The sequence below is a fragment of the Lachnoclostridium sp. MSJ-17 genome (assembly GCF_018918205.1).
Taxonomy (GTDB): domain Bacteria; phylum Bacillota; class Clostridia; order Oscillospirales; family Acutalibacteraceae; genus Ruminococcoides.
Map to the genome: position 1 here is coordinate 1 of NZ_JAHLQB010000046.1, position 14280 is coordinate 14280.

The 14280-nt window shown below is 51.2% G+C and carries 13 protein-coding genes; 11 read left to right on the forward strand and 2 right to left on the reverse strand.

Annotated features, from left to right (window positions below):
- From KQI64_RS03920 to purD, 10 genes are all read left to right on the forward strand, one after another.
- On the forward strand, positions 1-420 hold a 420-nt coding region (locus tag KQI64_RS03920; protein ID WP_216523430.1), incomplete at its 5' end, for an NfeD family protein.
- 4 nt (positions 421-424) lie between these two features.
- Entirely contained in the window at positions 425-1330 is a 906-nt protein-coding gene (locus KQI64_RS03925) for an SPFH domain-containing protein (RefSeq protein WP_216523431.1), read from the forward strand.
- 61 nt (positions 1331-1391) lie between these two features.
- Positions 1392-2852 (forward strand): putative ABC transporter permease, encoded by a 1461-nt coding sequence (locus tag KQI64_RS03930; RefSeq protein WP_216523432.1) that lies wholly within the window; start codon positions 1392-1394, stop codon positions 2850-2852.
- 125 nt (positions 2853-2977) lie between these two features.
- Positions 2978-3475 (forward strand): 5-(carboxyamino)imidazole ribonucleotide mutase, encoded by a 498-nt coding sequence (gene purE / locus KQI64_RS03935; protein WP_216523433.1) that lies wholly within the window; start codon positions 2978-2980, stop codon positions 3473-3475.
- Positions 3475-4917, forward strand: coding sequence for an amidophosphoribosyltransferase (gene purF / locus KQI64_RS03940; protein WP_253289181.1), 1443 nt, complete (start codon positions 3475-3477; stop codon positions 4915-4917). The genes purE and purF overlap by 1 nt, the downstream gene beginning before the upstream one ends.
- A 12-nt stretch (positions 4918-4929) precedes the next feature.
- Complete coding sequence (gene purM / locus KQI64_RS03945) at positions 4930-5964, forward strand: phosphoribosylformylglycinamidine cyclo-ligase (protein WP_216523434.1); 1035 nt, start codon at positions 4930-4932, stop codon at positions 5962-5964.
- Complete coding sequence (gene purN, locus KQI64_RS03950; RefSeq protein WP_216523435.1) at positions 5964-6590, forward strand: phosphoribosylglycinamide formyltransferase; 627 nt, start codon at positions 5964-5966, stop codon at positions 6588-6590. Before purM ends, purN begins: the two co-directional genes overlap by 1 nt.
- A gap of 12 nt (positions 6591-6602) precedes the next feature.
- On the forward strand, positions 6603-7319 hold the full coding sequence (locus KQI64_RS03955; RefSeq protein ID WP_216523436.1) for an IMP cyclohydrolase: 717 nt from the start codon (positions 6603-6605) through the stop codon (positions 7317-7319).
- 12 nt (positions 7320-7331) lie between these two features.
- Positions 7332-8510 carry a phosphoribosylaminoimidazolecarboxamide formyltransferase gene (locus KQI64_RS03960; protein WP_186833165.1) on the forward strand — a complete coding sequence of 393 codons (1179 nt, stop codon included), beginning with the start codon at positions 7332-7334 and terminating at the stop codon, positions 8508-8510.
- A gap of 10 nt (positions 8511-8520) precedes the next feature.
- Positions 8521-9786: a phosphoribosylamine--glycine ligase gene (purD, locus tag KQI64_RS03965; RefSeq protein WP_216523437.1), complete on the forward strand. Its 1266-nt coding sequence runs from the start codon at positions 8521-8523 to the stop codon at positions 9784-9786.
- 49 nt (positions 9787-9835) lie between these two features.
- Here purD and spo0A read toward each other — a convergent pair whose 3' ends face one another.
- Together spo0A and spoIVB are read right to left on the reverse strand one after the other, a co-directional pair.
- Positions 9836-10612 (reverse strand): sporulation transcription factor Spo0A, encoded by a 777-nt coding sequence (gene spo0A, locus KQI64_RS03970; RefSeq protein WP_253289182.1) that lies wholly within the window; start codon positions 10610-10612, stop codon positions 9836-9838.
- A 149-nt stretch (positions 10613-10761) separates the two neighbouring features.
- Entirely contained in the window at positions 10762-11763 is a 1002-nt protein-coding gene (gene spoIVB, locus KQI64_RS03975; protein WP_216523438.1) for a SpoIVB peptidase, read from the reverse strand.
- Between the two features lie 173 nt (positions 11764-11936).
- On the opposite strand from spoIVB, the gene KQI64_RS03980 reads away from it, so the two are divergent.
- Entirely contained in the window at positions 11937-14279 is a 2343-nt protein-coding gene (locus KQI64_RS03980) for an HAD-IC family P-type ATPase (RefSeq protein ID WP_216523439.1), read from the forward strand.
- Position 14280 lies beyond the last annotated feature (1 nt).

The window sequence follows — 14280 nt, forward strand, 5'->3', positions numbered from 1 at the left end:
TTTATATGGATTGGCTTCGCGATCGTAATGGCTGTCGTTGAAGCGTCCACCACACAATTGGTTTCACTATGGTTTGTACTCGGCGCAGTAGCCGCAGCGATATCTACGATATTCACACCCTCAATCTTCGTGCAGCTGGTGGTATTTCTTGTAGTATCAGCCCTGTCGCTGCTTATTACAAGGCCGCTCGTAAAGCGGTTCCGCAGCCGTGGCAGCACTGTCGGCACAAACGCGGACAGGCTAATCGGTCAGTTCGGAATAGTTACAAAGGGAATCGCCGATCCGTTTTCCGTCGGACAGGTAAAGGTTCTCGGCGAAACATGGAGCGCGCAGTCTGAGATAACCCCGATTGAAGTCGGCGCGAAGGTTGAGATCCTCGAGATCGAGGGCGTCCGTCTTATTGTAGAAGAAAGGAAATGATACCATGCAGGGAATAATCGGTTTTTCGGTTGCAATAGCCGTATTTTTGATTATCTTGATTCTCATAGTCCGCAACATCAAGATCGTGCCGCAGGCTCACGCATATGTCATCGAGCGTCTCGGCACCTATCACGCCACATGGCAGACAGGTCTGCACCTCAAGGTGCCGTTTGTCGACAGAATTTCAAAGAAGGTTTCGTTAAAGGAACAGGTAGTGGATTTTCCGCCGCAGCCCGTAATTACCCGCGATAACGTCACCATGCAGATCGACACTGTCGTATACTTTGAAATCACCGACCCGAAGCTGTACACCTACGGCGTTGAGCGTCCGCTGAGCGCGATCGAAAACCTGACGGCGACGACGCTGAGAAATATCATCGGCGACCTCGAGCTTGACAATACGCTCACCTCGCGGGATACAATCAACGACAAAATCCGCATTATTCTTGACGAAGCGACCGACGCGTGGGGTATCCGCGTGATCAGAGTTGAGCTCAAGAATATACTTCCGCCGCGCGAGATTCAGGACGCAATGGAGAAGCAGATGAAGGCGGAGCGTGAACGCCGCGCGCGTATTCTTGACGCCGAGGGCGAAAAGCGCAGTCAGATCCTCGTTGCCGAGGGTCTCAAGGAGAGCGCGATTCTCAAGGCTGATGCGGTAAAGGAGCAGAAGATCCGCGAGGCTCAGGGTGAAGCGGAAGCTATCCTCACCGTACAGAAGGCTAACGCCGACGCGCTGAGAATGCTCAACGAAGCGGCTCCCAGCGACAGGATCATTCAGCTGAGGTCGCTCGAGGCATTTGCCAAAGCCGCTGACGGCAAGGCGACAAAAATAATCATACCGTCCGATATTCAGGGACTTGCGGGCAACATCGCCGCGATAAAGGAAATCTGGAAGGACGAGAACTGACATCAAACGCGCGCTGTTTCCGGCGCGCGTCTTTATGATAAATTGAGAGGGATTGATAGCGTTGTACTGGATTGAATTGCTCTGGTATTTTATTATCATATCTTTTTTCGGCTGGCTGTTCAGCTGTATCTATAATTTTTTCAACGAGAAAAAGTTCTATAACAAGGGTTTTCTGACTCTGCCGTTTTCGCCTGTATACGGCGCGAGCGCGGTGCTGTGTTACCTTGTTTTCAATCAGCTTGACGAGCATATAGTGATAATGTACATAGGCACGACGCTTCTGCTGTCGTTCTTTTCCGTGCTCGCGGGCGTCGTCTGTGAGAAGATCCTCGGCTGCAAGCCGTGGGACTATTCTCACATGAAATTCGCGATCGGAAATTATATCACCTTTCCGTTTGCGCTATTGCTAGGCTTGGGCGGTACGTTTTCGGTCAAGATCCTGATTCCGGTCATCAGGCTGCAGATACGTTACCTTCCCGACTACATGAGCATCATTATCTCGCTGGCTATCGCCGCGGTTATTCTGATAGACTACGTTTTCTCGTTTATTACCATTATCCGACTGAAAAAACGCCTGAGCAAATTCAGGTCAGACAACAAGCTCCATGACGAAATCAGCGAGGAGGAGCTGTCGGAGCTTGAAAAAAACTACAATAAAATTCTAACCAACAATATTCTTCGCAAGCGAATGACCTCTGCGTTTCCCGAGCTTCGCGGTTCTGCCTACATCAAGCAGGTGACGGAAAAGCTCGACGAAATCAAAGAGGACAACATGAAGCAGTATACTGCTGTCTATGAGAAAGACGAGGATAAGCCGTTCGCGTCGGGCTTTTGCTTTGAAAAGCTGTTCATGCTCTTTCTTATCGGCTCGTTTATCGGGACCTGCATCGAAACCGTCTATGCGTTCATTGTTGAGGGGCATTTTGAGTGCCGCGTCGGCGTTGTGTACGGTCCTTTCATTCCGGTCTACGGAGGCGGAGCCTGTCTGCTCACAACCGTTCTCTATAAGCTCTTTAAGCTCAGCGACACGCTTGTGTTTATCATAAGTGCGGTTCTCGGCTCGTTTTTTGAGTATATCTGCTCATGGGGACAGGAGACCTTCCTCGGCACCGTTTCGTGGGACTACAGCGATATGCCGCTCAATATCGGCGGCAGAACCTGCCTGCTTTACGGCTGCTTCTGGGGATTTCTCGGGTTGATCTGGCTAAGGTATCTATATCCGTTCGTGTCAAAGCAAATCGAGAAAATACCCAAAAAACAGGGTTCGATCATTCTGGTCGTACTTTTTATATTCATGCTTTTCAACGGTATTATGACCGTTATGGCGATTTACCGCTGGAACGGAAGAATTGACGGCGAGCCGGCATCGAATGCTGTGGAGAGATATTTTGACAGGCACTTCGACGACGAGCGCATGAAGTTCCTTTTTCCTCACATGCGCGATTCAGAGAGCCTTGAGGAGCTGCAGAGCGACTCCGCGACTCCGGATTCGGCGACAGTCGATTCCGCACAGCAGAATTAGCTTTTACAAGGACAGAGCAATCTGTCCTTTTTGCTTTTAATTCTTTTACGCTATTGCAATTCACGGAGTTTTTCGATATAATATATGAGTTAAACTATAATCTAATATTTGTCAGGAGCGAAGTTATGAAAAAGGTAGCAATCATCATGGGTTCCGACAGCGATTTTCCCGTTGTCTCAAAGGCAGTAAAAAAACTTAAGGAATTTGACGTTCCGTATGAGGTGCACGTTATGAGCGCGCACAGAACGCCCGACGCGGCGATCGAGTTCTCCGCAAACGCAAAAAAGAACGGCTTCGGCGTTATCATCGCGGCGGCAGGCATGGCAGCTCATTTGGCGGGTGTGCTCGCGGCAAAGACCACGCTTCCCGTAATCGGCATTCCCTGCAAATCCGCTCAGCTCGACGGTATGGACGCTCTTTTGGCGACTGTTATGATGCCCACCGGCATTCCCGTTGCTACTGTTGCCGTTGACGGCGCGGCAAACGCGGCTATTCTCGCGGTTGAAATGCTCGCTCTTTCCGACGAGACTCTTGCGCAGAAATTAGAGGACATGAAGTCCGATATGGAAAAGGGCGTTGCCGAGAAGGACAAGGCAATGCAGGCTAAGGTGGCTGAACTTTGATGAATTATATGGAAATCCCGCGTTCCGAAAAAGCGATGGACGAATGCGGCGTATTCGGTTTTTATAACAATAACGATATCGACAGTATCGCGCTGACCCACGACGCGCTCTACGGTCTGCAGCACCGCGGACAGATAAGCGCAGGCATTACTGTCAACAACGGAGGAAAATTCTCCACGATAAAGGAGCTCGGAATGGTTTCCGAGGTTTTCCCTCAGAGGGTTCTCGATAAGCTCCAGAGCGGAAAGATCACCGTCGGTCATGTGCGCTACACCTCGAACCAGAGTCTTGACAGAGCCGCGAACCAGCCGCTTGTTCTCCGCTACAAGGAGGGCTCCTTGGCTTTGGCGAGCAACGGCGCGATTACCAACTTTCCCGAGATCCGCAAGGAGCTTGAACGCGGCGGCGCGATTTTCCAGTCAAACTCAAACGCCGAGCTCATGGGCTATGTTATCGCGACGGAGCGCTGCACAACCGATAATCTTGAGGACGCTGTTCTCAGCGCTATGACTAAGCTCAAGGGCGCGTTTTCGACCGTAATATGCGCGCCGAGCCGTCTGATAGGTTTCAGGGATATCTACGGCTTCCGTCCGCTCTGTATCGGAAAGCTTAAGGACAGCTACATCATCACCTCGGAAAGCTGCGTTATCGACAGCGTCGGCGGCGAGTTTGTGCGCGACGTCTGTCCCGGCGAGATGGTAGTCATCGACGAGGACGGCTTCCATAGCTATTACTGCGATAAAAAGAGCGAGAGAACCTCGCTTTGCATATTTGAGTACGTCTACGTTGCAAGACCCGACAGCGTTATTGACGGAGTCAGCGTACACACGGCGCGTCTGAAAGCGGGAGAGCTGCTCTACAAGGAATACCCGATTGAAGCGGATATGGTATGCGGCGTACCCGATTCGGGCATCATCGCCGCCGAGGGCTACGCGAAGGCTTCGGGAATTCCCTTCGGTATGGGCTTTATGAAGAACAAGTTCATCGGACGTAAGGTCGGCACGGGCATGGAAAAGAAAAAACGCCTGATGCAGACCAAGCTCACCGCGCTTAAATCAAACGTTGAGGGTAAGCGCATTATCGTAATCGACGACTCAATTATCCGCGGCGAGACCACAAAGCACATAGTCGGTCTGCTCCGCGAGGCAGGCGCAAAAGAGGTTCATATCCTCATCAGCTCGCCGCCGTTCATTTCACCCTGCTATTACGGAATAGACATTCACGACAAGGAAAATCTCATCGCCACCAAGCTCAGCGTACCCGAGATTTTGCAGACGATAGGCGCGGATTCTCTCGGCTATCTCAGCGTGGAGAGCCTTCGCGAGACTGTAAAGGACGCTGATATCGACCTTTGCGACGGCTGCTTTACCGGAAAATACGCGGCTGAGGTGCCGACGACGTTCTTTGTCGATAAATACGCTAATAAAATCAAACAAAAGTAACGGAGGATTTTTATGGAAAGCTTTTCGGAAAGTTACAAGGCGGCAGGCGTTGATATCACAGCCGGCTACAAGAGCGTGGAGCTTATGAAAAAGCACGTTGCGCGCACCAATACACCGGGCGTTGTTTCGGGTATCGGCGGCTTCGGCGGACTGTTCAAGCCTGATTTCGCGGGCATGGAGGAGCCGGTTCTTATCAGCGGCACCGACGGCGTAGGCACAAAAATCAAGCTCGCCTTCCTGCTCAACAAGCACAACACCATCGGAATCGATTCCGTTGCAATGTGCGTCAACGACGTAATCTGCTGCGGAGCAAAGCCGCTGTTCTTCCTCGACTACATCGCTATCGGCAAAAATATTCCCGAAAAGGTAGCGTCCATCGTCGAGGGTATCGCAGAGGGCTGCGTTCAGTCCGAATGCGCCTTAGTCGGCGGCGAAACAGCTGAGCACCCCGGTCTTATGCCCGAGGACGAGTACGACGTAGCGGGCTTCTGCGTAGGTATTGCGGACAAGCCCAAGATGATCGACGGCTCAAAGCTCAAGGCGGGCGACGTTCTCATCGGTCTGCGCTCGTCGGGCGTTCACTCAAACGGCTTTTCTCTCGTAAGAAAGATTTTTAATATCAACGAGGAAACAATATACAACACTTATCCCGAGCTTGACAAGCCTCTCGGCGAAGCCCTGCTCACTCCCACAAAGATTTACGTAAAGCCAATCCTCGCTCTCATGAAGGAGGTTGAGGTCAAGGCGGTATCGCACATCACCGGCGGCGGCTTCTACGAGAACATTCCGCGTATGCTCAAGGACGGCATGACCGCAAAGGTCATCAAGGACAATATCCCTGTTCTCCCGATTTTCAAGCTCATGCAGCGCGTCGGAAACATTTCCGAGCACGACATGTACAACACCTTCAACATGGGCGTCGGCATGGTTGCCGCCGTTGCGAAGGAGGACGTCGACAAGGCTCTCGCGGTTCTTAAGGCTAACGGAGAGGACGCTGTGATTCTCGGCGAGGTAATCGAGGGCAGCGAGGGAGTAGTGTTCGCGTAATGAAAAACATTGTTGTATTGGTATCCGGCGGCGGCACTAATCTGCAGGCTCTTATCGACGCTCAGAACAGCGGAAAGATCACGGGCGGAAAAATCACCTGTGTGGTTTCTTCAAACCCTGACGCCTACGCTCTGACGAGAGCTGCGGACAACGGCATTCCGACCGAGGTTATCCGCCGCAGGGATTTTGATTCTCTCGAGTCCTACGACGAGGCTCTGACCGCTCTGCTCAAATCAAAGAACGCGGACTTGATCGTCCTTGCGGGATTTATGACTATCCTCGGCGGCAAGGTCATATCAAATTTCCAAAACAGAATTATAAATATACACCCGGCGCTTATTCCTTCCTTCTGCGGCGAGGGCTACTACGGACTCCGCGTCCACGAGGAAGCTCTCAAAAAAGGCGTGAAGGTCACGGGAGCCACAGCGCATTTTGTAAACGAGATCTGCGACGGCGGCCCGATAATTATCCAGAAGGCTGTCGAGGTCAAAAACGGCGACACCCCACAGGTTCTCCAGAAAAGGGTAATGGAGCAGGCTGAATGGCTTATCCTTCCTCACGCGGTAGACCTCTTTTGCAATGATAAGATTAAGGTAATCGGCAACACCACCGAAATTCTTGAATAAACGGAGGCAAAAATGAAAGCGGTATCATTAACCAAAGAAATTTCTTCCACAAGCTATCCGGGCAGAGGCATCGTCCTCGGCAGAAGCGCGGACGGCAGGAAGGCTGTGATCGCGTACTTCATCATGGGCAGAAGCGAGAACAGCAGAAACAGGATTTTTGTTGAGACGGCTGACGGCATCAAAACAGAGGCGTTCGATCCCTCAAAGCTCGTCGATCCTTCTCTGATCATTTACGCGCCTGTACGCGTTCTTGGCAACAAGACGATCGTTACCAACGGCGACCAGACCGACACGATCTATGATCTGATGAACCAGCAGCTCACCTTTGAGCAGTCGCTTCGCACCCGCGAATTCGAGCCTGACGCTCCTAACTACACACCCAGAATTTCGGGTATCGTAAAGTGCACCGGCGGCAAGATGAACTACGCCCTCTCGATTCTCAAGAGCGCCGACGGAGATCCCGATTGCTGCGAGCGCTACACCTTCACCTACGACTCTCCTCTCGCGGGAAAGGGACGCTTCATTCACACCTACATGGGCGACGGCAATCCGCTTCCGAGCTTTGAGGGCGAGCCTACCTTGGTTGAGATCGGCGACGACGATATCGACGCATTTGCCCAGAAGGTATGGGACGCTCTTGACAGCGACAACAAGGTTTCTCTCTTTGTCCGCTATATCGACATCGAGACCGGCAAGGCTGATTCCAGAATCATCAACAAGAATAAATAAGGGGATAATAAAATGAACGAATTACTCTTAAAATACGGCTGCAACCCTAACCAGAAGCCCTCAAAGATTTTTATGCAGGACGGCTCTGAGCTTCCCGTCGAGGTACTCAACGGCAAGCCCGGTTATATCAACTTTCTCGACGCTTTTAACTCCTACCAGCTCGTCCGCGAGCTCAAGGCTGCAACAGGACTTCCCGCTGCGGCTTCCTTCAAGCACGTAAGTCCCGCGGGCGCTGCGGTTGCGACAGAGCTTTCCGACACGCTCAAGAAGATCTACTTTGTTGACGACCTCGAGCTTTCTCCGATCGCATCAGCTTACGCAATGGCTCGCGGAGCGGACAGAATGTCCTCCTACGGCGACTGGGTAGCTCTTTCGGACACCTGCGACGTACAGACCGCAAAGCTTCTCCAGCGCGAGGTTTCCGACGGCATCATCGCTCCCGATTACACTCCCGAGGCTCTCGAGGTGCTCAAGACAAAGCGCAAGGGCAGCTACAACGTCGTAAAAATCAACCCCGATTACAAGCCCAACCCGGTTGAGCACAAGGACGTTTTCGGCGTGACCTTTGAGCAGGGCAGAAACGAGCTTGTCATCGACGAAAATATGCTTCTGCAGAACATCGTCACCGAGAACAAGAACCTCACCGAGGAAGCTAAGCGCGACCTTCTCATTGCCCTTATCACTCTCAAATACACCCAGTCCAACTCCGTTTGCTACGCCAAGGGCGGACAGGCTATCGGCGTAGGCGCGGGTCAGCAGTCAAGAATCCACTGCACCCGTCTCGCAGGCAACAAGGCTGATATCTGGTACCTCAGACAGCATCCGAAGGTAATGAATCTTCCCTTTGTTGACAATATCCGCCGTCCCGACAGAGATAACACAATCGACGTTTACATCTCCGACGACTACGAGGACGTTCTCGCAGACGGCGTTTGGGAGCAGTTCTTCAAGACAAAGCCCGAACCCCTCACACGTGAGGAGAAGAAGGAGTGGCTCTCTACCTTCAGCGGCGTATCTCTCGGTTCCGACGCGTTCTTCCCGTTCGGCGACAACATCGAGAGGGCAAAGCGCTCCGGCGTTGAGTTTGTAGCTCAGCCCGGCGGTTCTATCCGCGACGACAATGTAATCGACACCTGCAACAAGTACGGAATGACCATGTCCTTCACGGGCATCCGTCTGTTCCACCACTAAGAGGTGCAAAATGAAAATATTAATGATTGGTTCGGGCGGCAGGGAACACGCCCTGATCAAAAAGCTGCTCGAAAGCCCCAAGTGTACCAAGCTCTACTGCGCGCCCGGCAACGGCGGCATTTCACGTGACGCAGAGATCGTCAACATCGGCGTTATGGACAAGGAGAGCATGGTAAAATTCGCCGAGGACAACGCGATCGATCTGGTGTTTGTCGCGCCCGACGATCCGCTCGCCGCGGGCATGGTTGACGCGTTCCAGGCTGCGGGAATCCGCGCCTTCGGCCCCAACGCGAACGCCGCGATCATCGAGGCTTCCAAGGTTTTCTCCAAGAATCTTATGAAGAAGTACGGCATTCCGACCGCGAAGTACGAGGTTTTTGACGACCCCGAAAAGGCGATCGCCTACGTTAAGGCAGAGAATACCGTTCCCGTTGTTGTAAAGGCAGACGGTCTTGCTCTCGGCAAGGGCGTTATCATCGCTCAGACGATCGACGACGCAGTAGCCGCTATAAAGTCCATTATGGAGGACAAGCAGTTCGGCGATTCCGGCAACAACATCGTAATCGAGGAATTCCTCACAGGTCCCGAGGTTTCGGTTCTCGCCTTTACCGACGGCAAGTGCGTGAAGCCCATGGTAAGCTCCAAGGATCACAAGCGCGCCTATGACAACGACGAGGGTCTGAACACAGGCGGCATGGGCACAGTCAGCCCGAATCCGTACTACACCGACGCTCTCGCCGAGGAGTGCATGGAGACTATCTTCAAGCCCACCATCGAGGCTATGAACAAGGAGGGCAGACCCTTCAAGGGCTGTCTGTACTTCGGTCTGATGATGACTCCCAACGGCCCAAAGGTTATCGAATACAACGCCCGCTTCGGCGATCCCGAGGCTCAGGTCGTTCTTCCCAGACTCAAGACCGATCTGGTTGACATCTGCGAGGCGGTCATCGACGAGAAGCTTTCCGATCTCGATATCGAGTGGTACGACGGAGCTGCGGCGTGTGTCGTAATGGCGAGCGGCGGCTATCCCGTATCCTACAAGAAGGGCATCGAGATGTTTGGCATGGACGATAACGGTCAGGTCGACGGCGCGATTGTCTATCACGCGGGCACCAAGTACGAGAACGGCAAGTTCTATACAAACGGAGGCAGAGTTCTCGGAGTTACCGCGACTGCACCGACACTTGACGAGGCTCTGGAAAAGGCATATGCCGCGGTTGATAAAATCAGCTTTGAGGGCATGCACTTCCGCCATGATATCGGACGTACAAAATAATTATATCAAAAAAACACCGCATTTCGTTTGTGAAATGCGGTGTAGTTTTTTAAGATGCGTTTTTCAGCTGCAGGCGCAGTCTGTCTGAAATCATAGCGATAAATTCGCTGTTTGTGGGCTTGCCTCTGTCGTTGTGGATAGTATATCCGAAGTACGAGTTGAGCACATCTACGTTTCCGCGGTCCCAGGCAACCTCAATCGCGTGACGTATGGCGCGCTCGACCCTTGATGAAGTGGTGGCGTACTTTTTCGCGACGGCGGGGTAGAGCTGTTTGGTAACGGCGTTGATAATTTCGGGGTTCCTGACCGACATCATGATCGAATCCCTGAGGTAGTGATACCCCTTGATATGAGCGGGTACTCCGATTTCGTGGAGAATCTGCGTAACCCTGACCTCGATGCTGTACTCGTCAAAGCGGATCGGCTCCATAAAGAATTTATCGGAAGTTTTTTTGGTCAGGAGAGAGATATTCTCACAGAGCTGACCTACGTCGTAGGGTTTGAGCATAAAGTAATCCGCACCGGCGTTCATCACCTCACGCTCCAGCACGGAGCTGTGGAACGCGGAGAACACAATGAATACGGGAGCTTTATTACTTTGTCGTTTAATGCTGCGCATTACTCCGATTGCGTCGAGCCGCGTCATGAACGCGTCCATCACGACTACATCGGGGGACTCGCTCAGAATACGGCTGCAAAGCTCCTCGCCGTCCTTTGCACAGAAGACGGGAGAAATATTGCAATCCTGAAACCTTTTTAAATTCTCTGACGGAAAATCCGCCGCTTCCTCGGTGATAATCATTTTCTGCCTATTGTCCATGTTCATAATCTCCTAACATTTTGATTGTGAAATTATATTACCATAAAATGGTAAATTTGGCAATAGCTTCCGAGAAATTTTTTCACATTTTTTTTACCGACAGGATTCGACATTCTGAAATTATTTCAAAAGACACTATATATAGTTGCTAATAATCAGGAACACACCATAAATTGTGCCGCGACGCCGTAACCCTCTTCGGGATTGTTCAGAAGGACATGTGTGACGGCTCCGACTAATTTGCCGTTTTGCACAATAGGACTTCCGCTCATACCCTGCACGATTCCCCCGCATTCGACAAGTAACCTCTCGTCTGTAACTTTTATGACAAAATTTTCATTATTTCGCGGATTGTCGTTGCGTATGCCCGTTATTTTCAGGCTGTAGCTCTCTGGTTCTTCTCCGTGAACAGTCGTGATGACCTGAGCGTCGCCTGTCGTTATTTCGTCAAAATCCGCGATTTCAATCCTTTCACCGTCGGGAACATTATTGTCGAATATTGTCCCATAGATTCCGTTGGCGGTGTTTTTTGTCACCTTACCTATTGCGTTGCCGGTAAAGTAACCGTTCAGACTGCCGGCTTTGCCGGTGCTGCTTTTTTCTGTCGAGCTGATTTTCGCGCTGACTAGCTCCGCTTCTCCGAGCGGCATCATGGCTCCGGTGTCCCGGTCGCAAATTCCGTGACCGAGCGCGGCAAAGTAATTATCCTCAGGGCTGTAAAACGTCACTGTGCCGATTCCCGCGCAGCTGTCGCGTACCCACGCGCCGAGAAGATAAGAGCCCACCGTGTTTTTTTGCGGAGTAATGTTTTTGCTCAGCTCCTTGCCGTTGCGCTCAATGATGAAGCTCATGTTTTTGCCGCCGCAGTCCGCAGCTGCTTCCATCAAATCCTCGTTAGTTTTGATTTCTTTGCCGTTTGCTTTTTTGATAACGTCGTTGACCTCTATGCCGCCTTCCTTTGCGGGACAGACGTAATGACTTCCGTTGAAGAATTCCTCAAGCTCGATAACCATAACTCCGTCGTTATAAAACTTTACGCCAAACGGCTGACCTCCGAGTATTACGGAATTGTCTTTGGCTGCGGCAGTTACAGGCATCACTGCAGCAAATAATGCGATTGCAAGAGACAACGCGGTAGTTTTAATTATTTTTTTCAAAAAATCACCTTCTTTCTGTTGCCCAAATTAGTTTTTACATTTATAATATAAGAAAACGGTGATTTTTATTATTCAAAGAATGAATGGAAGCGCTTTTTTGATAAAGCCCTGTAAATCATCTTTTTTGCAAATATTTTTCAATTATTTTTATTATTTCAAGTTTGAGGTTTAAAATGTCAGAGAAAATTCAAGGCTTGACCTCTTCAGAGGTAGCAGAGCGCCAACGGCAGGGCAAAACAAACGCCGCCGTCACTTTAAAAACCAAATCGGTAAAGCGAATTTTTTACGATAACATATGCACGCTTTTCAATCTGATTAACGTGCTGCTCTTTGTATCGCTGCTCTTGGTCGGCTCATACAAGAACCTGCTGTTTATCGGAGTAGTATTCTTTAATACGATTATCGGTATTATACAGGAGATCCGCTCAAAGCAAAGCGTGGACAAGCTCACTATCCTTACCGAAAGCAAGGCGGAGGTTCTGCGCGACGGCAAGACGATTCAGATTCCCAAGGAGGAGCTTGTTCTTGACGATATTATTTTTCTGTCACGTGGCAATCAGATTCCCGCCGACTGCGTAGTTGCCGAAGGTTCCTGCAAAGTCAACGAGAGTCTGCTTACGGGCGAGTCGGATTTGATTGAAAAAGCCGAGGGCGACGGGCTGCTGTCAGGAAGCTTCATATCCGCGGGCAAGTGCTGCGCGCGCGTTTCGAGAGTAGGCGCCGACTGCTACGCCGCCAAAATCAACAGCGAAGCAAAGTACATCAAGAAAAACAATTCGCAGATTCTCAGCTCCTTCAAGTTTATTATCAAGCTCTGTACGATCATCATCTTCCCGATAGGCGCCCTGCTCTTTTGCAGCCAATTCTTCTTTCAGCACAACAGTCTGCAGCAGGCTGTTGTCAGCACCGTAGCGGCTCTTGTCGGTATGATACCCGGCGGAATGATTCTTCTCACAAGCTCGGTTTTGGCGGTGTCGATTATCCGCCTTTCCCGCAAAAAAGTGCTTGTAAACGAGATGTACTGCATTGAGACCCTTGCCCGTGTCGATGTGATCTGTCTTGACAAGACCGGTACCCTGACAGCAGACGCGATGCACGTTTCCGGATTGATCGAAATCAATGCCGGCGAGGAAGAAATAAAAACCGCGCTTTCGTCAGTCCGTCACGCGAGCGAGGACATAAACGCCACGCTTCAGGCGATAGCGGATTACACGGATGAAATCAAGCCCGTCGAATGCCTGAACTTTACTCCGTTTTCCTCTGAAACAAAGTGGTCGGGCGGCGTATTTGCCGACGGAAACACGTATATTATCGGAGCGGCAGAGTTTGTATTTTCTGATAAAGAAAAATACAAAGAAGTATTTGACCGCATTTCTGAGATTTCGGACACCGTCCGTATCATCGCGCTCGCAAAGAGCGACAAGCCGATCGAGGGACAGAAGCTGCCCGAGGGATTAACGCCCATGGCGCTCGTCCTGATAAAAGATACCCTGCGTGAAAATGTCAATCAGACCGTCGACTATTTCAAGCAGCAGGGTGTGACTCTCAAGGTGATCTCGGGCGACAGCGTACACACCGTCCGCAATATCGCCAGGGAAACCGGCATTGAGGGCGCTGACAGGGCTGTGGATATGACCGAGATCAAAACCGACGAACAGCTCGACGAGGCGGCGGAGAAATGCAACATCTTCGGCAGGGTAACGCCGGCGCAGAAGAAAAAGCTCGTTCTTGCTCTCAAGTCCCACGGTCATTCGGTCGCAATGACAGGCGACGGCGTAAACGACGTACTCGCCTTGAAGGAAGCCGATTGCTCCGTTGCTATGGCGTCGGGCAGTGAGGCGGCGCGAAACGTGTCGCAGCTCGTTCTCGTCGACAACGATTTTGCCGCGATGCCCGAGGTTGTCGCGGAGGGCAGACGTACGATCAATAACATAGAACGCAGCTCCTCGCTGTATCTCGTCAAGACGATTTATTCGATACTGCTCGCTCTGTTCTTCACATTTACCGCGATCACCTATCCTTTCGAGCCGATTCAGCTCACGCTTATCGGAGCGCTCACGATCGGATTCCCGTCATTCGTGCTCGCCCTTCAGCCAAACCGCAACATCGTAAAGGGAAATTTCACGCTGAATATCATAGCGCGCGCCTTACCCGCGGCATTATCAGTATTCATGAATGTCGTCGCGGCGGCGATTCTCAGTCTTACGCTGCCGATTTCACACGCTGAGATTTCGACGATAGCCGTCTATGTCACAGCCTTGTCGTGTCTGCTGCTCGTAATCAGGCTTTCTCTGCCGCTCAACGCCCTGAGAAGCACTATGCTTGTCCTGAGTACCGCCGGTCTGACGATTGCATTTATTTTCTTCGGCAAGCTGTTTAATCTCGTTTTTCTCAGCCCGAACGCGATAATTATTCTCTGCGTACTTGCGGCGCTTACGCTTGTAATATTTAACCTGATGTATTCGTTCGCCGACCGATCTATTCAGAAGCATAAAAACAAAACTTTTAAGAGATAAT